This is a genomic window from Blastococcus sp. SYSU DS1024 (assembly GCF_054050795.1).
Genome location: NZ_JBJHAA010000008.1, coordinates 159,549 through 180,961, shown reverse-complemented (window position 1 = coordinate 180,961; position 21,413 = coordinate 159,549). Strand labels below are relative to the sequence as shown.

Genomic DNA, 21,413 nt, shown 5'->3' with positions numbered 1-21,413 from the left:
GTGCGGGCACGGCTCAGCGCGGGCTGAACCCCGCGCCGGGAGGCAGCATCGGCAGGTCGGCGGGCGGTCCCGCCTCGATCAGCCGCCACAGCGCGTCGGTGTCGGCGTGGGGGGGGGGGGGGGGGCGGGGGGGGGGGGGGGGGGGGGGGGGGCCCCCCCCCCCCCCGCAGTGGCAGCCCAGCGCGTGAGGGAACCTCCTAGCTCCCCGGGACCAGCATCCCGGCGCCGACGGTGGCGTTGGTCGCCTCGTCGACCAGGATGAACCGCCCGGTCACCCGGTTGCGGGAGTACTCGTCCACGAACAGCGGCTGGGTGGTGCGCAGCCGCACCCGGCCGATGTCGTTGAGGCCGAGCTCGGTCGCGCCCTGATCGCGGTGCAGCGTGTTGACGTCCAGCCGGTACTGCAGCTCCTTGACCACCGCCCGCACCGATCGGGTCGTGTGCTTGACGGCCAGTCGCAGCCGCGGACGCAGCGGCTCGTCGGTCATCCAGCACACCAGCGCGTCCAGGTCCTGCGTCACGTGCGGCGCGTTCGCCGGCCGGCAGATCAGGTCGCCGCGGGAGACGTCCAGGTCGTCGGCCAGCCGGACGGTCACCGACATCGGGGCGAAGGCGTCCTCGACCGGGCCACGCGGCCCGTCGATGCCGGCGATCGTCGTCGTCAGGCCGCTGGGCAGCACCTGGACCTCGTCGCCGGGGCGCAGCACCCCGCTGGCGACCGTCCCGGCGTAACCCCGGTAGTCGTGGTGCGCGTCCGACTGCGGCCGGATCACGTACTGCACCGGGAACCGGACGTCGACGAGGTTCCGGTCGCTGGCCACGTGCACGTGCTCGAGGTGGTGCAGCAGCGAGGAGCCCTGGTACCAGGGGGTGTGCTCGGAACGGCGGACGACGTTGTCGCCGTGCAGCGCCGAGATCGGGACGACGGTGAGGTCGGGGACCTCCAGCTTCGCGGCGAACGCGGTGAACTCGTCGCGGATCGCCTCGTAGGTGTCCTCCGACCAGTCGACGAGGTCCATCTTGTTGACCGCGACGACCAGGTGCGGCACCCGCAGCAGCGAGGCGAGGAAGGCGTGCCGCCGGCTCTGCTCGACCATGCCCTTGCGCGCGTCGACCAGCACGATCGCCAGGTCGGCGGTCGAGGCGCCGGTGACCATGTTCCGCGTGTACTGCACGTGGCCGGGGGTGTCGGCCAGGATGAAGGTGCGCCGCGGGGTGGCGAAGTAGCGGTAGGCGACGTCGATCGTGATGCCCTGCTCGCGCTCGGCGCGCAGGCCGTCGGTGAGCAGCGCGAGGTTGACGTAGTCGCCCCCGGCGCTGGCCCGCTCGACCGCCTCGTACTGGTCCTCGAAGACCGCCTTGCTGTCGTAGAGCAGGCGCCCGATGAGCGTGCTCTTGCCGTCGTCCACCGAGCCGGCGGTGGCGATGCGCAGGATGTCCTTGCGCGCGGTGGCGATCTCCGCGGCCGCCTCCGCCGCGGCCGAGTGGACGTCGATGGGGGCGTCGGGGTGGACGCCGGGCTGGTCGGCGGAGCCGGCGGTCATCGGGAGATCTCCTGGCAGAGGGCGGCGGGACGGCGGACGCTGGGGTCCGTCGTCCGGGGAGGCAGAGCGTGTTCGTGCTGGTGGCGGCAGTTCCGGCGCTGCTCGTCGTCGTCGCCGGCTACGTCGTCGGCTTCGCGGTGGCGGCCTGGGTGTGCGACCTGCTCGGCGCGCGACCGGGCCGCACGCCGGAGGTGACCGGCTGGGTGACGGGCCTGGCGCTGCTCGCCGTCGTGGTGTGGGTGCTGTTCGTGCACCGGCGTCGCCGCGGACGGGAGGGGCATCAGAAGTAGCCCTCCTTCTTGCGGTCCTCCATCGCGGCGTCGCTGACCTTGTCGTCCCCGCGGGTCGCGCCGCGCTCGGTCATCCGGGTCACCGCGATCTCGGCGATGACCTCCTCGACCGTGGTCGCGGTGGAGGGCACGGCGGCGGTCAGGTTGGCGTCGCCGACGGTGCGGTAGCGGACGCTCCGGCGCTGGACCTCCTCGCCCTCGCGCGGGGAGATGAACTCGTTGACCGCGTACAGCATGCCCTGGCGCTCGACGACGTCCCGCTCCCGCGCGAGGTACAGCGGGGGGATGGCGATCTCCTCGCGGAGGATGTACTGCCAGATGTCGAGCTCGGTCCAGTTCGACAGCGGGAACACGCGGATCGACTCGCCGAGGTGGATCCGGCCGTTGTAGAGGTCCCAGAGCTCGGGCCGCTGGTTCTTCGGGTCCCACTGGCCGAACTCGTCGCGGAAGGAGAACACCCGCTCCTTGGCGCGGGCCTTGTCCTCGTCGCGCCGGGCGCCCCCGAACAGCGCGGTGAAACCGTGCTGCTCGACCGCGTCGAGCAGCACCGGCGTCTGGATGCGGTTGCGGGAGCCGTTGGGCTCCTCCTTCACCGTGCCCGCCGCGATCGCCTCGGGCACCGAGGCGACCACGAGCTGGACACCCAGCTCGGCCACCCGCCGGTCGCGGAACTCCAGGACCTCCGGGAAGTTGAGCCCGGTGTCCACGTGCATGACCGGGAAGGGGATGCGCGCCGGTGCGAACGCCTTGCGGGCCAGCTCCAGCATCACGATGGAGTCCTTGCCGCCGGAGAACAGCAGCACCGGCCGCTCGAGCTCGGCCACCACCTCACGAATGACGTGGATGGACTCGGCCTCCAGCGTCTCCAGCTGGCTGAGCCGGTAGTCGGGCGTCGTCACGCTCTCGTGCTCCACGGGGTAGGGAACGGTCACCGACCGGCGCGATCCGACCGGCTCGGTAGGGATTTCTGTCCAGTCTCCGCTATCGGGCCGCGGCGACCGCAGCCAGGACCTCGTCGGCCAGTTCCGGACGCGCGACGACCAGGTCGGGCAGGGACGGATCAGGGGCGTTGTAGACCAGCGGCGACCCGTCCAGCCGGCAGGTGACCAGGCCGGCGGCGCGGGCGACGGCGACCGGCGCGGCGGAGTCCCACTGGTACATGCCGCCGCCGTGCACGTAGGCGTCGACCTCGCCGCGCACCACCGCGAGGGTCTTGTAGCCGGCGGAGCCCATCGGCACCAGCTCACCGCCGAGAGCGGCGGCCACGGCCTCCGCCTCCGCCGGTGGGCGGGTGCGGCTGACGGCGATGCGGACGGGCCCCGCCGGGCGGGGCGGCAGCACCGGTGCCGGCTCGGTGACGTGCACCTCGTCCAGGGCCGGCAGCGCCACGGCCGCCGTCACCAGGTCGCCGCCGGCCCACAGCGCGACGTGCACCGCCCAGTCGCTCCGGGCGGGGTCGGAGTACTCGCGGGTGCCGTCGAGCGGATCGACGATCCAGACGCGGTCGGCGGTCAGCCGGCGGGCGTCGTCCACGGCCTCCTCGCTGAACACGGCGTCGTCGGGGCTCGCGTCGGTGAGCACGGCGAGGATCGCCCGCTGCGCGGCGGCGTCCCCGGCGTCGCCGAGGGGGCGGCCGGTTCGCCCGGCCGAGCGGAGCGGGAGCAGCGCGTCGGCCGCGGCCCGGGCGGCCCGGGCGGCGACGGCGACGTCGCCGCTCAGCTCCACTGCACCGAGGTGGCGTCGCCGGGCCGGCGGGGCGGGGTGTGCCGGCCCGCGGCGTCGGTGATGGCGCCGAAGTAGGCCTGGGCCTTCTCCGGGCGCGGCATGACGAAGATCCCGCGCGCCTCGACGAGCGGCTGCCCGGGCTCGGCGGCCAGGGCGATCGTGCCGGCGATGACCGACTTGCGGCCCTCGGTGCTCTCGACCCAGGCGCGCAGCACCAGCGGGGTCTCCAGCGGCAGCGGGCCGCGGTAGTCCAGCTCCAGGTGAGCGGTCATGCCCCACAGGCCCGCCGCGCCGGCCGCGCTGCCGAGTAGCTGGTCCATGAACAGGGCGCTCATGCCGCCGTGCACGTAGCTGGGCGGGCCCTCGTAGGCGACCCCCAGGGTCACCTCGGCGACCACACCGCCCTCCTCCCGGCGCACCACGAGCGGCGGCGCGAGGGCGTTCCCGACGCCGACGACGGGGTTGAAGACCCGTCGGCCCTCGGACGGGTCGTCGAGCGCGGGCAGCACGGAGGCCGGGCGCCGGGAGGCGGCGATGCGGGCGGTCGCCTGCCGCACCAGGTCCGTCGCGGCCACGATCTCGGTCGCCGGCTCGGTCGTGGTCACCGACACCTCGATGAGCTCGCGGATGGCCGCCCCCAGGTCGGTGGACGCGGTCATCAGCGCCGGGTCGTAGGAGGCCGCGGTGTCCGGGGGGCCGTCGTTCGTCGTCACGCCCAGATGGTCGCAAGCCTGCTCACGACGAACTCGTCACACCCCCGTCCGGGCCGCCGCGGGGCAGCCGCACGGTGACGGCGAGGCCCGCCCCGGGTGCGGTCTCCAGCGACGCCGATCCGCCGTGGGCGGCCGCGAGCGAGGCGACGATCGACAGCCCGAGGCCGGTGCCGCCCGCGGCCCGCGTGCGGGAGGTGTCGGCCCGGTAGAAGCGCTCGAACGCGCGCTCGGCGTCGGCCGGCGCCATGCCCGGACCCTCGTCGGCGACCTGCAGCAGCAGCACGTCCGGATCGGCGGCGTCCTGGGCCACCGACACCTGCACCCGTGCCTCCGGTGGGGTGTGGGTGAGGGCGTTGGTGAGCAGGTTGCCGACGACCTGGCGCAGCCGGCCCTCGTCGCCGCGCACCACCGGGGCGTCGGTGAGCGACTCGTCCAGGTGCAGGCTGATCGGCCGGTCGGGCTGGACTGCGCGGGCGTCGTGCACCGCGTCGCCGGCGATCGCGGCCAGGTCGACCGGTGCCGTGGACAGCGGTCGCTGCTGGTCCATCCGGGCCAGCAGCAGCAGGTCCTCGACGAGCAGCCCCATCCGGCTGCCCTCGGCCTCGATCCGCTGCATCAGGCGGGCGACGTCCGCCTCCTCCCGGACGGCCCCCTGCCGGTACAGCTCGGCGAAGCCGCGGATGGAGGTCAGCGGGGTGCGCAGCTCGTGGCTGGCGTCGGCGACGAAGCGGCGCAGCCGCTGCTCGGAGCCGCGCGCCTGCTCCTCCGACGCCTGCTGGGCGCGGAAGGCGGCCTCGATCCGGGCGAGCATGCCGTTGAGCGCCGTGGAGAGGCGGCCGACCTCGGTGCGGTCGTCGCCGACCGGGACCCGCCGCGAGAGGTCGCCCGCGGCGATGGCCCGGGCGGTCTGCTCCACCTCGGCCAGCGGCCGGAGGCTGTTGCGCACCAGGACGTAGCCGGCGGCGCCCAGCAGCGCCAGCACCGCCAGCCCCACGACCAGCTCGATGCGGATCAGCCGGGAGATCGCCCCTCCGTCGCGCCCCTGGTCCTCGCCGACCACCAGGGTGTAGCCCCCCGGCAGCTCGCCCGAGGCCAGGCGCCACGCGTCCCGGCCCGAGCCGACCGTGATGGGGGGACCAGCCTCGCGGAGGCTCTCGACGTCCGCCTCGTCCAGCTCCGGCAGCTCGTGGACGCCGGGGCCGTAGGGCTCCCCGATGACCACCGGCTCGTCGCTGTCCGGCGGGAGGCAGGCGACGTAGAGGGGACTGGGTTCCGGGATCCCCCGGAGGCAGGCGTTGACCAGCCGAGGGCCCTGGTTGCTGGCGACGGTGGCCCGCAGCTCGTCGTCCTGCTGCTCCTGCAGGTAGTCCGCGAGCAGCGACGTCGCGGCGGCCCCGGTGGCCAGGAGCGCGACCGAGACGAGGGCGACCAGGAGCGCGACCAGGGTCACGCGCAGGGGGATCCGCTGCCCCCTGGCGCGCACGGGGCCCCGCTCGCTCACGGCGGTCAGGAACCGCGCGGCAGCCGCAGGGTGTAGCCGACCCCGCGGATCGTCTGCAGCAGGCGCGGCTCGGTCGTGTCGATCTTGCGGCGCAGGTAGGAGATGTAGGACTCCACGACGTTCGCCTCGCCGTTGAAGTCGTAGTTCCACACGTGGTCGAGGATCTGCGCCTTCGACAGCACCCGCCCGGCGTTGGCCATCAGGTAGCGCAGCAGCTTGAACTCGGTGGGGGAGAGGCTGATGACCTCGCCGGCCTTGATGACCTCGTGGGTCTCCTCGTCCAGCTCGATGTCGGCGAACGTCAGCCGGGGGGCCTCGGCCGCCCGCTGCGTGCCCGCGGTGCGCCGGAGCACGGCCCGGATGCGGGCCACGACCTCGTCCAGGCTGAACGGCTTGGTCACGTAGTCGTCGCCGCCGAGGGTCAGCCCGGAGACCTTGTCCTCCGCGGCATCCCGGGCGGTGAGGAAGAGCACCGGGGTGTGGCGACCGGTCTCCCGGAGCCGCCGGACGACACCGAAGCCGTCGAGGCCCGGCATCATGACGTCCAGCACCAGGAGGTCGGGGCGGAACGAGGCGGCCAGTGCCAGGGCCTGCTGGCCATCGGCGGCGGTGGCCACCTCGAAGCCCGCGTAGCGGAGGCTCGCCGACAGCAGCTCGCGGATGTTCGGCTCGTCGTCGACCACGAGCAGTCGGGCCTCCGGGGCCGTGCTCCCCGTGGGCTGGGTGCCGGACATCGCTCCTCCGGTGGCGTGCGCCGATGCCGTCGTCATGCCCCCAGGGTGGGCGCGCCGGCTGCGGTGGATCTGGACGCTACCTGTGAACCCCCTGGGAACCGCACCGGTCCACGCGGTGGACGGGTCAGCCGGCCGGCGCCATCGCCCGCCCGCGCCGCCAGTAGCCGATCGCGTGGTGCTGCGCCCGGCCGAGCCCCCAGCGACCGCGCAGGTCGGCCCGGATGGCGCGCACGGCGGCCGACTCGGCGCCCACCCAGGCGAAGACGTCGTCACCCGGGGGGCGCTCCAGGGCCGCCACCGCGTCGACGAGCAGCGTGCTCTCCCCGGGAGGGGTCGCGCCCCGGTGCAGCCAGTGCACGGCGACGCCCGGCGGCGCGGGCAGCGGCTGCTCCTCCTCCGGTCCGGCCACCTCGAGGTAGGCGACACCGGTGGTCTCCGGCGGTGCGGCGGCGAGGATGCGGCTCACGGCGGGCAGCGCCGTCTCGTCCGCGGCCAGGAGCAGCCACCGGGCCGGGCGTTCGGCGAGCGAGGCGGCGCCGGCGACGCCGAGCAGGGCGCCCGGGCGGGCCGCGGCGGCCCAGGACGCCGCCGGGCCGTCGCCGTGGAGCACGAAGTCGATGTCCAGCTCGCCCGCGGCCGGGTCCTGACGTCGGGCGGTGTAGCTGCGCAGCGCGACGCCGTGGCTGCCGTCGGGCCACACGACCCGGCCGTCGCGCTGGATCAGCGGCCAGCGGGGAGCCGGGTCGTCCACCCGGGGAACCAGCAGGTTCACCGTGGGCCCGGCCGCCGTCACCGCCTCCGCCGTCCCGGTGAGGGTCACCCGGCGGACCGAGGGTGTCACGTCGGTGACCGCGACGACGGTGAGGACGTCGACCGGGCGCAGGCCGTCCACGAGGGCGGCGTCGTTCGCGGTGGTCACGTCCGACGAGCCTAGGCGGGCGGCTGATCCGGTCTGCGGATGTGTGTCCGCCCCTCGCTGCGGGCAGGGGCAGGGGCAGGGGCAGCACCGTCCGACGAACGGAGAAGACCATGGCCGACGAGTTCCAGAAGGGTGACCACGTCACCTGGAAGAGCCACGGCTCGACGACGGAGGGCACGGTCGAGCGGACGATCACCTCCGACACCGAGGCCTCCGGTCGGACCGTGCGCGCCAGCGAGGACGACCCGCAGTACGAGGTGCGCAGCGACAAGAGCGGGCGCACCGCGGTGCACAAGCCGGGTGCCCTCGACGAGGCCTGACCCCGCGCGGACGGATCCACGGCCCGGCGGTGCCGGGCCCGAACACCAGGAGGTACACGTGACCGAGTCCGCAGGCGAGTTCGCCGGCTCGCGCAGCACCAAGCACAACCCGCGCCTCGACGAGGAGCTCGAGCACGAGACGCAGGGGATGATGAAGGCCGAGCGGGCCACCCGGGCCCACGAGTGGCGCGAGGTCGAGCCGGTCGCCGAGGGTGATCCCGACATCGACGCCGACCCGGCCGGCACCCTCGTCGGCGGCACCCCCGTGGGCATGACCGAGGACGCGGTCGTGGCGCGCGCCGAGCTCGCGCGGTGGCTGGACCGGGCCGACTTCCCGAGCACCGGCCCCGACCTCGTCGAGGCGGCTCGCGACCACCGGGCCCCCGACGTCGTCGTCAGCGAGCTGGAGCGGCTCCCCGAGGGCGAGACCTACGAGCGGATCGGCGACGTGGTCCGCGCACTGGGCTACCCGACCGAGACCGGCTCCGGTCCGGGCGCGTAGCCCGGGCGTCTCGACCGCCCGGGTGGGGAGGGCGCCGGCTCAGGAGCCGGCGCCCTCCGCTTCTCTCTCCCGCGCCTCGCCGTCGGCGATCTCCTCCGCACCGCGCCGGCGGAACAGCTTCGAGCCGGGGAAGCCCTTCACGATCTGCCGCATGTCCTGGACCGTGTCGACGAGGTCCCGGACGTCGGTCCCCACGTTCTCCAGCCCTTCCAGCGCGGGGAGGACCTGCTCGTCGAGGTGACCGAGCACCTGCGGCAGCCGGTCGATCAGCGTGATGAGCGCATCCACCTCCGTCGCGTCGAACTCGGCCGCCAGCCGCCGGATCGACGGTGCCAGGGCGGTGAGCGCGGGCTCGTAGTCGGTGAGCAGCGGCTCGACGCGACCGACCATCCCCTCCGCGCGCCCGACGATGCCGTCGGCCCGTTCCGTGGTGCCGGTGACCCGGTCGATGGCGTCGTCGGCTTTGGCGCGGGTGTGGCCCATGGCGTCGATGGCGTCGTCGGCTTTGGCGCGGGTGTGGCCCATGGCGTCGATGGCGTCGTCGGCTTTGGCGCGGGTGTGGCCCATGGCGTCGATGGCGTCGTCGGCTTTGGCGCGGGTGTGGCTCATGGCGTCGATGGCGTCGTCGGCTTTGGCGCGGGTGTGGCTCATGGCGTCGATGGCGTCGTCGGCTTTGGCGCGGGTGTGGCTCATGGCGTCGATGGCGTCGTCGGCCTTGGCGCGGGTGTGGCTCATGGCGTCGATGGCGTCGTCGGCCTTGGCGCGGGTGTGGCTCATGGCGTCGATGGCGTCGTCGGCCTTGGCGCGGGTGTCGCCGATGGTGGCGATGGCCTCGTCCGCGGCGATCCGGGTCCGGCCGACCGCGTCGATGGCCTCGTCCGCGGCGATCCGGGTCCGGTCGACCGCGACGATGGCCTCGTCGGCGGCCATCCGGGTGGCGTCCAGCCCGGAGATCGCCACGTCCGCCCGGTCGACCAGCTCCTCCGCCCGGTCGACCAACCCCGAGATGCGGTCCAGCAGCCCCTCCAGCTGCCCGAGCGCGCCGGCGGCACGAGGGACGAGGGCGAGGATCTCGTTCACGCCGCCGCGCACACCTCCCACCAGGGCCGCGACGTCGGAGGGGCCGGGTACGGAGGGCAGTCGCACCGCGAAGACGCTACGCACTCCGCCCGTGGGTCACCATTCGGTTGCCTGCGTCATGACCGGCCCTACCGCGCGTCGGCGTGGCGATCGCCGATCCGCCCGTATCGTGGCTCGACGGGCAGTGACATGCGGACGACGAAAAGGTGTCGACACCTGTGGGTGATCAGCCGAGGTGGGGCGACGCGGATGACCGCGACGTCCCCGGTCGCACCCGCCGAGGGCGCCCCTCGGCCGACGGCGCCGCGGAGCCGGTGACCGTCGAGCAGCTGCTCGCCCGGCAGGGCAACGCCGTCGGGAGCCGACGGGCTGCCCGGCGGAGCTCCGCGCAGCCGTCCTCCCGCCGTGGCACCGCGGCGCCCGACGGTCGGCGGAGCGCGGCGGATCCCGCTCGGGCCGGTGACCAGCCCCGGCCGCCCGAGCGCGGCCCGGGCTCGGGGCCCGGCGCCGACATCCCGGTTGCCGGCCCAGCGGACGCCCCCGCCGTCCGGTCGGGGTTGCCTCCGGTCCCCGGCGCCGCCCGTCCCGGGCGCATCGCAGGGCCGCAGCCGGGCCTTCCCCCGGTCCCCGGCCCTCAGCCGGGGGCGCCGGCGGCGGGCGCGCAGCCGGGGCTTCCCCCGGTCCCGTCCGCTCCGGACCGGACGCCGGCGGCCGGGACGCCGGTGGCCTGGGCGCCCGACGAGCGGCCCTCCCGGCGCAGCGGTCCCATCCCGCCGCTCCCCGGACTGGCTCCGCCGCCGCGCCCGTCGGGCGCCACCCGACGGCGGGCCGCCGTCGACCGCCCTCCGCGCAGCCCCGGACGCCGCCGCCTGATGCGTGCGGTGACGGCGCTGGCCGCGGTGGTGGGCGTCGTCGTCCTCTACCACCTGGCGCTGTACTTCTACGTCGACCAGCGCATCGACCGGGTCGACGCGCTCGCGGTCGACGGCCCCGAGATCCTCGCCCCGGGGCTGCAGGACGCCGCCGAGACCTACCTGGTCGTCGGCACGGGCGTCCCCGGCCAGACCGGCGCGGCATCGGTGGCCACGCTGGTCGTCTCGGTCTCGGCCGACGGTGACCGGGCGGCGCTGGTCAGCGTGCCCCCCACGGCGCTCGTGGACACTCCCGTCTGCCGCACGCCCGACGGAACCCTGCGCGACCCGGTCACGGAGGCGTTCGCCAGCTCACTGCTCGAGGGTGGGCCGGCGTGCACGGTGCGGGCGGTCCAGCAGCTGTCCGGCCTCCGGATCGACCACTACCTGGGCGTGGACCTCGCCGGCCTCCCCGGGATGGTCGATGCCCTCGGCGGTGTGCCCGTCTGCGTCGTCCCCTCCGCGACCACCGCCGCCGCGGCCACCCCGCCCCCGGCGGGGCCGTCCGAGCTGTCCGGCGCTGCGGCATCGGGCTTCCTGCGGCCGGGGGACAGCGGCGTCGACGTCACCGGTGCAGCCGTCGCGGAGCGTGCCCAGCGCCTGCTCACCTCGACCCTCCGGGCCGCGATGTCCGCGGACACGGTGCTCGACCCGGTGACCCTCACCCGTTTCCTGTCCCGTGCCTCGGACGCGCTGACGGTCGACGAGCAGACGACGCTGGGCGATCTGCGCGTCCTGGCTGCCACGCTCGGCGACCTCTCCGGGGAGTCGGTCCAGCGCGCCGGGCTGCCGGTCGCCCAGGTCGGCTACGTGCCGGCCGGAACCGATCAGGCCTACGTGGTCCTCGATCGGCAGGGCACCCGCGCGCTCTTCGACGAGGTCATCGACGGCGCCCGGCTGCCGGCGGAGCTGCTGGCCGCCCAGGAGGTGCCGGAGGCGGCCGCGCCCGAGCCGGCCCCCGAGCCGGCGGCGCCCGAGCCGCTCACCGCGGCCCCCGGCGAGATCACCGTGGACGTGCTCAACGGCACGGCGACCACCGGGCTGGCCGCCACGGTCGCCGACGCCCTCCGGGGACAGGGCTTCGTCGTGGGCGCGGTGGGCAACGAGCCGGGCACCGTGAACCAGAGCGTCGTCCGGTACGGGCCGGACGCGCTGGAGCGCGCCCGCACCGTGGCTGCCGCGGTGCCCGGTGCCGTGATCGAGCCCAGCGACACGATCGGCGGTGACGCCGTCCAGCTGGTCATCGGCCCGGGGTACTCCACGGTCGTGCCCGTCGAGGTCGGTGCCCGGGAGCCGGTCCAGGCCGCACCGGACACGGCAGCGGCCGCCCCCGAACCGGAGGCGGCCGCCGTTCGCTGCTGACCGAGTTCCCGGCTGCGCCCGGGTGCCCCGCGCTCAGCCGAAGCGACCGGAGATGTAGTCCTCGGTCGCCTTCTCGTCGGGGTTGCTGAAGATCTTCTCGGTCGGGTTGAACTCGATCAGGCGGCCAGGCTGCCCGACACCGTTGAGGTTGAAGAACCCGGTCTGCTCGCTGACCCGGGCCGCCTGCTGCATGTTGTGGGTCACGATGACGATCGTGAACCGCTCCTTCAGCTCGGTCATCAGATCCTCGATGGCCAGCGTGGAGATCGGGTCGAGCGCCGAGCAGGGCTCGTCCATGAGCAGCACGTCCGGCTCGACGGCGATGGCGCGGGCGATGCAGAGCCGCTGCTGCTGACCACCGGAGAGGCCCGAGCCCGGCCGGTCGAGGCGGTCCTTCACCTCTTCCCACAGGTTGGCCCCGCGCAGCGAGCGCTCGACGAGCTCGTCGGTCTCCGACTTCTTCATCTTCTTCGAGTTCAGGCGCATGCCGGCGGCGACGTTGTCGTAGATGGACATCGTCGGGAACGGGTTCGGCCGCTGGAACACCATGCCGATCTGCCGGCGGACGGTGACCGGGTCGGAGTCGGAGCCGTAGAGGTCCTGGCCGTCCATGACGACCTTGCCCTCCACGCGCGCACCGGGGATGACCTCGTGCATGCGGTTGAGCGCACGCAGGAACGTCGACTTGCCGCAGCCCGACGGCCCGATCAGCGCCGTGATGCTGCGCGGCTCGATGGAGACGTTCACGCCCTGCACGGCGAGGAACTTGCCGTAGTAGATGTCGAGATCCGACACCTCGATGCGCTTGGCCACGAGTGGTCCCTTCTGGGTGGATGAAGCTCAGCGACTGGTCTTGGGGGCGAAGACGCGGCTGATCACGCGGGCGACCACATTGAGGCCCATCACCAGCATGATGAGGACCAGCGCTGCTGTCCAGGCCCGGTTGATCGCGTGCTCGGGCGGTACCCCCGGCTGGGTCAGCTGGTAGAACGCGTAGACCGGCAGGGTGGCCATGCGGCCCTCGAACGGGTTCAGGTTCGTGCCGTTCGTGATGCCGACCGTCACGAGCAGCGGCGCGGTCTCACCGATGACGCGCGCGATGGCCAGCGTCACGCCGGTTCCGAGACCGGCGATCGCGGTGGGGATGACCACCTTGAGGATGGTGCGCCACTTGGGGACGCCGAGCGCGTAGGCAGCCTCCCGCAGCTCGTTGGGCACGAGCTTCAGCACCTCCTCGGCCGACCGCACCACGACCGGGATCATCAGGACCGAGAGGGCCACGGCACCCATGATGCCGAGCCGGATCCCCGGGCCGAAGAAGATCACGAAGAGGGCGTAGGCGAACAGGCCGGCCACGATCGACGGGATGCCGGTCATCACGTCGACGAAGAAGGTGATGGAGCGCTTGAGCCGGCCGGATCCGTACTCGACCAGGTAGATGGCGGTCATCAGGCCGATCGGCACCGAGATGAGCGTGGTCAGCCCGGTGATGATGAGCGTGCCCATGATCGCGTGGTAGGCGCCACCACCCTCGCCGATGATGCCCTGCAGCGACGCGCCGAAGAACTCTCCGTCGAACCGCTCCGCGCCGCGGCGGATCACCTCGTAGGCGAGCGACACCAGGGGGACCATGGCGATCCCGAACGCCGTCACCACCAGGCACGTGACCAGCCGGTCGACGGCCCGCCGGGGGCCTTCGACCACGCGCGACACCACGTAGACGGCGATGGTGCCCAGGACGACGGTGTAGATGACCAGCAGGACGATGTTCGGGCTGGTCAGGAACCCTATGAGGGCCGCCAGCGCCAGGGCCACGACGAAGCAGGCCCACGGCGCCCACCGGGGAAGCTGTCCGGCTCGGCGCTGCTCGGGGGGCGTGCCCGGGGCGCTGACGCCCGTGCTGCGCTGCTGCATGGACGTGCTCATCAGTTGGCTCCGGAGAAGTCGGCCCGGCGGTTGACGATCCAGCGGGCGAGCATGTTGACCAGGAGCGTGATCACGAACAGCACCAGTCCGCTGGCGATCAGCGTGTTGACGTCGAGCCCGGTCGACTCGGGGAACTGCAGCGCGATGTTGGCCGCGATGGTCTGCGGGTTGGCGCTGGAGATCAGGGCGAAGGTGATCCCCGCGGCCGAGCCGGAGAGGATGATCGCGACCGCCATGGTCTCGCCCAGCGCCCGGCCGAGGCCCAGCATGGCGCCACCGATGACACCGCTCTTGCCGTACGGGAGCACCGCCATCTTGATCATCTCCCAGCGGGTGGCGCCGAGGGCGAGCGCGGCCTCGCGGTGCAGCGCCGGCACCTGCGTGAAGACCTCCCGGGAGATGGCGCTCACGATCGGCAGGATCATGACCGCGAGGACCAGCCCGATGGTGAGCATCGTCCGCCCCGTGGCGGAAACCGGCCCGGCGAACAACGGGATGAAGCCGAGGTTCTCCTCGAGCCAGCGGTAGAAGGGCACGAGCCGCGGGGCGAGCCAGGCGATGCCCCAGAAGCCGTACACGATGCTCGGGATCGCGGCCAGGAGGTCGACGACGTAGCCGAGGACCTGGGCGACCCGGCGCGGCGCGTAGTGGGTGATGAACAGCGCGATGCCGACCGCGAGCGGGGTGGCCACCAGCAGGGCGATCGCGGCGGACAGCAGCGTGCCGAAGATCAGCGGCCAGACGTAGGAGACCAGCCCGCCCTCGCCGGGGAGCTCCTCGGCCGGCGCGGTCAGCGCCGGGAGGGACTCCGCGAGGAGGAAGACCGTGACCCCGGCGAGGATGACGAGGATGAGGATCCCGGCGCCCTTGGCGGTGCCGGAGAAGATCCGGTCGCCGGGCCGTCGTACGGCCCGGGGGGCCGTCGGTTCCTGCGGGGGGCTGGTGGCTGTCACCGCTGCTCCGTCTGCTGCGCGTCGATGGGGTGCCGTCGGGGGTGCCCGCTGGCAGCGGGCGGACTGACGGCCCGGAGCGTCTCAGACGCTCCGGGCCGTCACTGATGGTGCCGGATCAGCCGGTCGCGGTGATCGCGTCGACCGCGGACTGGTTCTGCTCCCGGAGGGCGTCCGAGATCGGAGCCGACCCGGCGGCCTCGGCCGCGGCCTGCTGGCCCTCCTCGCTGATCACGTAGCCCATGAAGTCCTTGACCAGGTCAGCGGTCTCCTGGTCGTCGTACTCGATGCAGCCGATGTGGTAGCTGACCAGCACGATCGGGTAGTTGCCCGACTCGGTGGTGTCGCGCGCCAGCTCGATGGCGAAGTCGTACTCGCCCCGGCCCTCCAGCGTCTCGGAGTTCTCCACGACCGCGGCCGCGGCCTCGGCGGACGGCGCGACGAACTCGTCGCCGACCCCGATGTTGGCCACGCCGAGATCGCCCGCCTGGCTCAGGTCGGCGTAGCCGATGGCGCCGTTGCCGGCCCCGACCGCGCTGATCACGCCCGACGTGCCCTGGGCGGCCTCGCCGCCGGACACCGGCCAGACGCCGTCGGCCTCGTGCGGCCAGGCGTCACCGGCGGCCGCGGCCAGGTACTCGGTGAAGTTCTCCGTGGTGCCCGAGTCGTCCGCGCGGTTGACCGGGGTGATCGGGAGGTCGGGCAGCGTGGCGTCGGGGTTGTCGGCGGCGATCGCCGGGTCGTCCCAGTTGGTGATCTGCTGGTTGAAGATGCCGGCGAGCGTCTCGGGGGAGAGGTTCAGCTCGTCGACGCCCTCGAGGTTGTAGACGACCGCGATCGGCGCGATGTAGTTGACCAGCTCGAACACCCCGGAGGTCCCGCAGCGCTCCTCGGCCTCGGCGAGCTCCTCCTCGTCCAGGTAGGCGTCCGAGCCGGCGAAGTCGGTGCCGCCGGCGAGGAACTGCTCGCGACCGCCGCCCGAGCCGACCGGGTCGTAGTTGACGGTCACGTCCGGCTGGACGCTGTTGTACCCCGCCGTCCAGCCCTGCATGGCCGCCTGCTGAGCGCTGGACCCGGCGCCGACGAGCGTGCCGCTCAGCTCGCCGCCGCTGCCGGTGTCGCTGCCCCCACCGGTGCTGCCGGACTCGTTGGACGCGCCGCAGGCGGCGAGCGCGAGGGTGCTGGCGAGCGCCACGGAGAGCGTGGTGGCGCGCGTCTTGGTGCTGAGCTTCAACTCAGGGCCTCTCAGGTTCGCCCGGACCTGTTCCGGGCAGCGTGGGACCGACGCGACCGAAGCTAGGGACCTCAGGTGGCGCGCTTACCGAGGACAGGTGAACGCGGGGTGAACGACCGCGGAGGACTGAGATGATCATGGGTGGCGGGGGTCACGTCGGCCGGCGTGGATGGTCGCCCAGGCGATGCCGGCGGGGCAGGACCGGGCACGACCCGGGGCGTGTCCTCCCGGGTCGGCGTCACCGGGCGGCGCGGCGACCGCCGTCCGGGCGTCCGTCGGCTCCCGGAGATGCCGCGCGGACTCCAGCCGGCTGACACGCCCGCGCCACCCCGGGGTCACGTCGACGGCCGAGGGTGGGCTCATGAGGAACCACTCCGGCCGCGTCCTGGTCCCCGGTCCGTGACGACGGTGGTCACCGCCCTGCTGCTGCTGGCGGCCGCGGTGCTGGCGGTCGCCGCGGGTGCGTCGATGGTCCGCCAGGCGGGGGAGCCGCCGGTGGGGGCCGGTGACGCCGAGCGCGAGTGCGGTCGCGCGGTGCGCGTCCTCGTCCTGGCGGCCTCGGCCGTCGCCGCGGGAACCGCAGGAGCCGCTCTGGTGAGCACGGGCGAGGTGTCCGCCGGTGGCCTCGGACCGTTCGCCTTCCCCGCGGCCCTGGTGCTGACCCCGCTCGTCGCAGCGGTCCGCCGCGGCCGGCGGGGCGGTCGCGGTCGCCGGGGCGTCGGGCCGTAGCGCGGCGGTGTCCCGGCGTCGCCCTCAGGCGGCCGGCGGGGTGTGCCGGCGCGGGACGGGGATCCCCGGTCGACCGGGGGCTGGGGTCGACCGGGTGGGGCCGACCGGCGGCGGCAGGGGCCGGCCGGCACCGTGGATCGCGTGGGCCGCGAGGGCCCTGCGGTCGCCCGCGGTCGCCTCCAGCGCGGGCAGCAGGTGCACCTCGACCACCAGGCGCCGCGCGGCGAGGACCCGCCGGATGCTGCGCCGCAGCGAGCCGCCGGCGCAGAAGGGCAGACCCGCGGGCCCTGCGGTGCGGTACCGGATCGAGACGGGGCACACCGCGGCGCCGGCGTCCACGGCAGCTTGGGAGAACACCGGGCGGACCTGCCCGACCTGCCCGCTGCAGGCGGGGGTGCCCTCCGGGTGCACGGAGACGGATTCGCCGCGCCGCAGCCGCGCGGTGACCTCCGCGGCCCCCGCCGCGACCGACCTCGGTCGCCCGGGGTCCACGACGACCGCGCCGAGGCGCCGCGCCAGCCGGCCGAAGAGCGCCCGGTCCCGCTCGCCGGCCTCGACCACCGGCGTCGCCCGGACGGCGACGAGCAGCGCGAGCCCGTCGAGCCACGAGGCGTGGTTGGCCACGACGAGGTGGCCGGTCCGCGGGCGGGGCCAGGGCCGTGCCGGGTTCACGACCTCGACGCGGACCCCCAGCGCGGTGAGGATGCCGGCGGCGCTGCAGACGGCGGCCCGCCGCCGGGCGTTCGCGCCGGTGCTCGCCCGCAGCGGGACGCGGACCGCCGCGGCCAGCAGCGCCCCGGCCAGGCGGCACGACCTGAGGCGGCGGGTCGTCGTGTCGGCGCGAAGGCCGTCCCCGTCGGAGCAGGCCGCTCGACACGGCGCCGGCGCCTCGGTGGCCGGGCCGAGAGGTCCGGCGCCGGTGCCTTCGGGGAGCGTGCGCGGACGACGGGGTCGGAGCAGGGGCACGGTGCGACCTCGAGTGCTCGGGAGACCGGAGGGCCGGACCCGCCGAGCATCACCGGGCCAGGTGGACGGGCGGTGGCCGGCGTGCGGAGCCGGTGCGACGGCTGCCCGAACGGTCAGCAGCTCTCCGCGGCGGTCAGCCGCGGGGAGTCGGGCGCTCCCACGCGACGTCCACGGCGAACCGGCGGAACCCCCGCCCCTCGTACAACCGCACGGCCGCCGCGTTGTCCTCCTCCACGTACAGCAGCACCTCCTCGAGGTCCTGCCGCCGCAGGTGGGCCAGGCCCAGGTCGGTGAGCGCCCGGCCGAGCCGCAGCCCCTGGGCCGCGGGGTCGACACCCAGCACGTAGATCTCGCCGACCGGCTCGGGACCGGCGTCCCCGGCCGGGTGCACCTTGGTCCAGTGGAAGCCGAGCAGCTCGCCGGCTCCCGGATCCCCCCGCCAGGCCATCAGGAAGCCCTCCGGGTCGAACCACGGCTCGGCCTCCCGCAGCTCGAGGTCCGCGCGCGTCATGCGGCCCTGCTCCGGGTGCCAGGCGAAGGCGCGGGCGTTGACCCGCAGCCACGCCTCCTCGTCGCGGCCGGGGACGAACGGCACCACCTGGACGTCGGCGGGCAGCTCGGGCCGCGGCTCGGGGTCGACGCCGGCCAGGTCCCGCCGCATCTGCAGCAGGACCCGTGCCCGCCGGAACCCGTGCGGAGCGAGCAGCTCGGCGGACCCGGGCAGGTCGCCGTGCGCCCAGACGCTCAGCGTCCGGTCGCCGGCGACGTCCAGCAGGCGCCGCAGCAGCGCGGTGCCGTGGCCACGCCGGCGCCGCTCGGGGTGCACCACCAGCTCGGCGGTGTCGCCGTCGAGGCGGGCGTAGCCGGCCAGCTCACCGTCCTCGTCGTGGACGGTGAGGTCGTGCCCCTCGGGCGCGCCGTGGCGGAGCCGCAGCTCGCCCTCCTCGGAGACGGGGCGGACCCCGTCGGCGGCGCCGGCGGCGCGGAGCAGGGCGAGGACGCCGGCGACGTCGGGATCGTCGATCACCGGGCCATCAGACCAGTTCGGCGCCGGCCCTGTCCTCGGCGGTGGCGGCGCGGTCCTCCGCGGCGGCCCGGGCGGTCGCGTCGGCCACCTGCTGGTCGAGCTTGTAGCCGACGTTGCGCACGGTGCCGATCAGCGCCTCGTGCTCGGTGCCGAGCTTGGCCCGCAACCGGCGCACGTGGACGTCGACGGTGCGGGTGCCGCCGAAGTAGTCGTAACCCCAGATCTCCTGGAGCAGCTGCGCGCGGGAGAAGACCCGCCCCGGGTGCTGCGCCAGGTACTTCAGCAGCTCGAACTCCTTGTAGGTGAGGTCGAGGGGGCGGCCGCGCAGCTTCGCCGAGTAGCTGTGCTCGTCGATCACCAGCTCGCCGGCCTGGGTGACCCCGCCGTCGGCGCCGTCGGCCGGGGTGGCCGCGGCCAGCCGCCGGGCGGTCGCCCACTTCAGCCGGGCGTCGACCTCGGCGGGGCCGGCGGTGTCCAGCAGCACGTCGTCGACGCCCCAGTCCGCGGACAGGGCCACCAGCCCGCCCTCGGAGAGCACCGCGATCAGCGCAGAGGCCACCCCGGTCGAGGAGAGCAGCCCGCACAGGGTGCGCGCCTGGATGAGGTCGTACCGGGCGTCGACCAGGACGACGTCGCCGGAGTCGCCGTCGAGGAGGCTGGAGAGCTCGGGCGCCACGACGCGGACCTGGTGGCCCAGCAGCCCCAGGGCGGGCAGCACCTCGGTCGTGGCCTGGCGCGCGGCGGTCATGAGCACGAGTCGCATGTCGTCTCCTCAGGGGTCCAGGGCCGGCGGGTGCCGACCGGACCTGCGACAACGCTGTCGAGGTGAGAGGGCAGGATAGCGGACGTGCCTTCCGGGCAGCCCCATCTGCCGGGATGCGGCCGGTCGAGGTGCCGACCGCGGGCCCCTCGGTCGCCGGGTGGGTGCCCCGGGGGGTCCGGACACGCCGGGAGGGGAGGTCCGCTCGTCGAGCGGAGCGGGCGCCCGGCTTCTGAGACGATCGGCCCGTGAGCCCCAGCGCGGTCCCGTCGACGGCACCGGCCCGACCGCACCACCTGTCGGGCGCGGGCCTCGCCGTCGTCGTGGCGGGCCTGGTCGCCGGCCCCCCGGCGGTGGTCGGCGAGGTGGGCACGCTCGCCGCCGTGCTCGTGCTCCAGCTGGCGCTGGTCCTCTCCTGGGTGCTCGCCACCGGGATGCAGGGCTTCGCGGCCTCGCTCGCCGTCGGCACGGCCGCCGCGGTGGCGGCGGACCTCGCGCTGGCGCTGCCCGAGGACCCGGGGCCTGGGGGCCTGCTGGCCGTGCTCGGCGTCGGCTTCCTCGCCGCCGTCCTGCAGCAGATGCTGCGCACGCCGCGGCACGACCTGGTCGACTCGCTGGCCGGGTCGGCCGTGCTGCTCACCGCCGTCGGCGCTCTGGCGGTGCTGCTGCCGCTGGGCCGGGCCGACGACGGCCGCCTGGCCACGACCGCCCTGGTGGCCGGCGTCGCGCTCCTGGTCGGCCACCTGGTCGACCAGGTCCTGCCGCGGCCGCAGCTCGCCCCCGGCGTCCCCCGCGGGCTGCTCGGCATCGTCCTCGCGGTCCTCGCGGGCGCCGGCACGGCCTGGGCCGTCCGTGATCTGGCCGAGCTCGGTGCGCTGCGCGCACCGGCCGTCGGTGCCGTCGTCGCCGGGGTGGTGGCGCTGGTCGCCGTGGCCGGCAGCTACCTCGCCGTCGAGACGACCACCGAGGGCCGGGCGGAGGCGCTCTCCCCGTGGGCGCCGACCGTGGTGCAGGTCGTGCTCCCCTTCGCCGCCTGCGCGCCGGTGGCCCTGGCCCTGCTGACCGTCCTGTGAAGGTCGCCGCCGTCCTCATCGTCCTGCTCCTCGGCCTCGGCATCCTGCTCGACCGGGTCGCGGTGGGCTTCGCCGAGGACCAGGTCGCCGAGCAGCTGGCGAGCCAGGACGAGCTGGCCGGCCGTCCGGAGGTCGACGTCCGCGGCTTCCCGTTCCTCACCCAGGCCATCGGTGGGCGCTACGAGGAGGTCCACGTCTCGCTGACCGCGGAGGACCTGGGCCAGCCCGAGGGCACCCGCGCCGACGTCACCCTCCGCGGGGTGCACCTGCCCCTCTCGGCGCTGCGGTCGGGGTCGGTGCAGGAGGTACCCGTCGAGCGCATCGACGGGACGGCGACGCTCTCCTACGAGCTGCTCGCCCGGGAGCTCGGCGGGGACACCACGCTGGAGCGGGAGGGAGAGGGCCTCCGGATCACCCGGACGGTCGAGCTGCTCGGCCGCCCGCTGCCGCTCACCGCCGTCGGCACCGTCTCGGTCGACGGCGACGACCTCGTCGTCGACGTCGACCGCGTCTCCGGTGCCGGCATCGAGGTGCCCCGTTCCCTCGTCGACCGGGTCACCGATCTGCTCGACCTCCGCTACCCGGTGGAGCTGCCCTACGGGCTGCGGCTCACGGACGTGACCCCCGCGGGGGACGGCGTCGAGGTGCGCGCCGAGGCCGAGGACACGGTCATCCGGCCGGAATAGCGCCCCGGCGGGTCCGGTTCGTGCCCACCGGGGCCCGGAGCGGAGGTGGATGCGGTGGACACGGCTGCGGTGTTCGGACGGCTGGGCGTGCGCCCGGCCGAGGCGGACCTGACCGTCGTGCAGTTCTCCACCGCGTTCTGCGGGCCGTGCCGGGCGACCAGGGCGCGGCTGGCCCGGCTGGCGGCGACCCGGCCCGGCCTCGTCACGGTGCACGTCGACGCGGAGAGCCACCTGGACGAGGTGCGGGAGCTCGGCGTCCGGCGGACGCCCACGCTGTTCTACCTGGACCGGGCCGGAGCGCTCGTGGCGCGCAGCACCGGCGCCCCCCGGCCGGAGGAGCTCCTCGCCCTGGTGGACGCCCACGTGGGGGGTGCGCCGTGATCGGCTACCCTCGCGCCGTGGGCATCCTGCTGACCTCGCGCCGCGCAGTCGACCTGTGCCGCGTCGGCAGCTGCCTGTGT

At 74.7% G+C, this 21,413-nt stretch carries 23 protein-coding genes; 8 read left to right on the top strand and 15 right to left on the bottom strand.

Features of this window, described 5'->3' with window-relative positions:
* Positions 1-197 precede the first annotated feature (197 nt).
* On the bottom strand, positions 198-1,544 hold the full coding sequence (locus ACI79S_RS10140; RefSeq protein WP_456593304.1) for a sulfate adenylyltransferase subunit 1: 1,347 nt from the start codon (positions 1,542-1,544) through the stop codon (positions 198-200).
* Positions 1,545-1,612: 68 nt separating this feature from the next.
* On the opposite strand from ACI79S_RS10140, the gene ACI79S_RS10135 reads away from it, so the two are divergent.
* The gene (locus ACI79S_RS10135) at positions 1,613-1,834 is read left to right on the top strand and encodes a hypothetical protein (protein ID WP_456593303.1); all 222 of its coding nucleotides are present in this window, start codon (positions 1,613-1,615) and stop codon (positions 1,832-1,834) included.
* Here the strand turns inward: ACI79S_RS10135 and cysD are convergent.
* The 6 genes from cysD to ACI79S_RS10105 all read right to left on the bottom strand — a co-directional run bounded on the left by cysD (position 1,825) and on the right by ACI79S_RS10105 (position 7,426).
* Positions 1,825-2,733 (bottom strand): sulfate adenylyltransferase subunit CysD, encoded by a 909-nt coding sequence (gene cysD, locus ACI79S_RS10130; protein WP_456593302.1) that lies wholly within the window; start codon positions 2,731-2,733, stop codon positions 1,825-1,827. The genes ACI79S_RS10135 and cysD overlap by 10 nt on opposite strands.
* Before the next feature lie 82 nt (positions 2,734-2,815).
* A complete protein-coding gene (locus ACI79S_RS10125; RefSeq protein ID WP_456593301.1) occupies positions 2,816-3,559 on the bottom strand; it encodes an inositol monophosphatase family protein in 744 nt (247 codons plus the stop codon).
* The gene (locus ACI79S_RS10120) at positions 3,550-4,272 is read right to left on the bottom strand and encodes a PaaI family thioesterase (protein WP_456593300.1); all 723 of its coding nucleotides are present in this window, start codon (positions 4,270-4,272) and stop codon (positions 3,550-3,552) included. The genes ACI79S_RS10125 and ACI79S_RS10120 overlap by 10 nt, the downstream gene beginning before the upstream one ends.
* Before the next feature lie 22 nt (positions 4,273-4,294).
* Positions 4,295-5,773, bottom strand: coding sequence for a sensor histidine kinase (locus ACI79S_RS10115; RefSeq protein WP_456593299.1), 1,479 nt, complete (start codon positions 5,771-5,773; stop codon positions 4,295-4,297).
* Positions 5,774-5,778: 5 nt separating this feature from the next.
* Entirely contained in the window at positions 5,779-6,543 is a 765-nt protein-coding gene (locus ACI79S_RS10110) for a response regulator transcription factor (protein WP_456593298.1), read from the bottom strand.
* Positions 6,544-6,631: 88 nt separating this feature from the next.
* Positions 6,632-7,426, bottom strand: coding sequence for a siderophore-interacting protein (locus tag ACI79S_RS10105; RefSeq protein WP_456593297.1), 795 nt, complete (start codon positions 7,424-7,426; stop codon positions 6,632-6,634).
* A gap of 110 nt (positions 7,427-7,536) precedes the next feature.
* Between ACI79S_RS10105 and ACI79S_RS10100 the strand changes: the two genes are divergently transcribed.
* Together ACI79S_RS10100 and ACI79S_RS10095 are read left to right on the top strand one after the other, a co-directional pair.
* The gene (locus ACI79S_RS10100) at positions 7,537-7,746 is read left to right on the top strand and encodes a DUF2945 domain-containing protein (RefSeq protein WP_456593296.1); all 210 of its coding nucleotides are present in this window, start codon (positions 7,537-7,539) and stop codon (positions 7,744-7,746) included.
* Between the two features lie 58 nt (positions 7,747-7,804).
* Complete coding sequence (locus ACI79S_RS10095) at positions 7,805-8,248, top strand: DUF2795 domain-containing protein (protein WP_456593295.1); 444 nt, start codon at positions 7,805-7,807, stop codon at positions 8,246-8,248.
* 39 nt (positions 8,249-8,287) lie between these two features.
* On the opposite strand, the gene ACI79S_RS10090 is transcribed toward ACI79S_RS10095, so the two are convergent.
* Complete coding sequence (locus tag ACI79S_RS10090) at positions 8,288-9,394, bottom strand: hypothetical protein (protein WP_456593294.1); 1,107 nt, start codon at positions 9,392-9,394, stop codon at positions 8,288-8,290.
* An 806-nt stretch (positions 9,395-10,200) separates the two neighbouring features.
* Here ACI79S_RS10090 and ACI79S_RS10085 point away from each other — a divergent pair.
* A complete protein-coding gene (locus tag ACI79S_RS10085) occupies positions 10,201-11,601 on the top strand; it encodes an LCP family protein (RefSeq protein ID WP_456593293.1) in 1,401 nt (466 codons plus the stop codon).
* Positions 11,602-11,634: 33 nt separating this feature from the next.
* Here the strand turns inward: ACI79S_RS10085 and pstB are convergent, their stop codons facing one another.
* The 4 genes from pstB to pstS form a co-directional block, all read right to left on the bottom strand.
* Positions 11,635-12,414, bottom strand: coding sequence for a phosphate ABC transporter ATP-binding protein PstB (gene pstB, locus ACI79S_RS10080; protein WP_456593292.1), 780 nt, complete (start codon positions 12,412-12,414; stop codon positions 11,635-11,637).
* Positions 12,415-12,441: 27 nt separating this feature from the next.
* Complete coding sequence (gene pstA / locus ACI79S_RS10075; RefSeq protein ID WP_456593291.1) at positions 12,442-13,527, bottom strand: phosphate ABC transporter permease PstA; 1,086 nt, start codon at positions 13,525-13,527, stop codon at positions 12,442-12,444.
* On the bottom strand, positions 13,527-14,480 hold the full coding sequence (gene pstC, locus ACI79S_RS10070; RefSeq protein WP_456593290.1) for a phosphate ABC transporter permease subunit PstC: 954 nt from the start codon (positions 14,478-14,480) through the stop codon (positions 13,527-13,529). Before pstC ends, pstA begins: the two co-directional genes overlap by 1 nt.
* A 115-nt stretch (positions 14,481-14,595) precedes the next feature.
* Positions 14,596-15,711, bottom strand: coding sequence for a phosphate ABC transporter substrate-binding protein PstS (pstS, locus tag ACI79S_RS10065; protein WP_456593289.1), 1,116 nt, complete (start codon positions 15,709-15,711; stop codon positions 14,596-14,598).
* 399 nt (positions 15,712-16,110) lie between these two features.
* On the opposite strand from pstS, the gene ACI79S_RS10060 reads away from it, so the two are divergent.
* Positions 16,111-16,440, top strand: a complete 330-nt coding sequence (locus tag ACI79S_RS10060) for a hypothetical protein (protein WP_456593288.1) — start codon at positions 16,111-16,113, stop codon at positions 16,438-16,440.
* A 24-nt stretch (positions 16,441-16,464) separates the two neighbouring features.
* Here the strand turns inward: ACI79S_RS10060 and ACI79S_RS10055 are convergent, their stop codons facing one another.
* The 3 genes from ACI79S_RS10055 to ACI79S_RS10045 all read right to left on the bottom strand — a co-directional run bounded on the left by ACI79S_RS10055 (position 16,465) and on the right by ACI79S_RS10045 (position 19,196).
* Positions 16,465-17,406, bottom strand: coding sequence for a lysophospholipid acyltransferase family protein (locus tag ACI79S_RS10055; protein ID WP_456593287.1), 942 nt, complete (start codon positions 17,404-17,406; stop codon positions 16,465-16,467).
* A gap of 133 nt (positions 17,407-17,539) precedes the next feature.
* Positions 17,540-18,433: a mycothiol synthase gene (mshD, locus tag ACI79S_RS10050; RefSeq protein ID WP_456593286.1), complete on the bottom strand. Its 894-nt coding sequence runs from the start codon at positions 18,431-18,433 to the stop codon at positions 17,540-17,542.
* Positions 18,434-18,440: 7 nt separating this feature from the next.
* Complete coding sequence (locus ACI79S_RS10045) at positions 18,441-19,196, bottom strand: winged helix-turn-helix transcriptional regulator (protein ID WP_456593285.1); 756 nt, start codon at positions 19,194-19,196, stop codon at positions 18,441-18,443.
* Between the two features lie 245 nt (positions 19,197-19,441).
* Between ACI79S_RS10045 and ACI79S_RS10040 the strand changes: the two genes are divergently transcribed.
* From ACI79S_RS10040 to ACI79S_RS10030, 3 genes are read left to right on the top strand one after another with little or no spacing between them, the layout of a single operon-like run.
* Positions 19,442-20,266: a hypothetical protein gene (locus ACI79S_RS10040; RefSeq protein ID WP_456593284.1), complete on the top strand. Its 825-nt coding sequence runs from the start codon at positions 19,442-19,444 to the stop codon at positions 20,264-20,266.
* Positions 20,263-20,952 (top strand): LmeA family phospholipid-binding protein, encoded by a 690-nt coding sequence (locus ACI79S_RS10035; protein ID WP_456593283.1) that lies wholly within the window; start codon positions 20,263-20,265, stop codon positions 20,950-20,952. Before ACI79S_RS10040 ends, ACI79S_RS10035 begins: the two co-directional genes overlap by 4 nt.
* A gap of 54 nt (positions 20,953-21,006) precedes the next feature.
* Positions 21,007-21,333 (top strand): thioredoxin family protein, encoded by a 327-nt coding sequence (locus ACI79S_RS10030; protein ID WP_456593282.1) that lies wholly within the window; start codon positions 21,007-21,009, stop codon positions 21,331-21,333.
* Positions 21,334-21,413 lie beyond the last annotated feature (80 nt).

Excerpts from the sequence above, each read along its gene's own strand:
- ACI79S_RS10140 (WP_456593304.1), bottom strand. The coding sequence starts at position 1,544 with ATGACCGCCGGCTCCGCCGACCAGCCCGGCGTCCACCCCGACGCCCCC.
- ACI79S_RS10110 (WP_456593298.1), bottom strand. The coding sequence starts at position 6,543 with ATGACGACGGCATCGGCGCACGCCACCGGAGGAGCGATGTCCGGCACC.
- ACI79S_RS10100 (WP_456593296.1), top strand. The coding sequence starts at position 7,537 with ATGGCCGACGAGTTCCAGAAGGGTGACCACGTCACCTGGAAGAGCCAC.
- ACI79S_RS10085 (WP_456593293.1), top strand. The coding sequence starts at position 10,201 with ATGCGTGCGGTGACGGCGCTGGCCGCGGTGGTGGGCGTCGTCGTCCTC.
- pstA (WP_456593291.1), bottom strand. The coding sequence starts at position 13,527 with ATGAGCACGTCCATGCAGCAGCGCAGCACGGGCGTCAGCGCCCCGGGC.
- ACI79S_RS10045 (WP_456593285.1), bottom strand. The coding sequence starts at position 19,196 with ATGCGACTCGTGCTCATGACCGCCGCGCGCCAGGCCACGACCGAGGTG.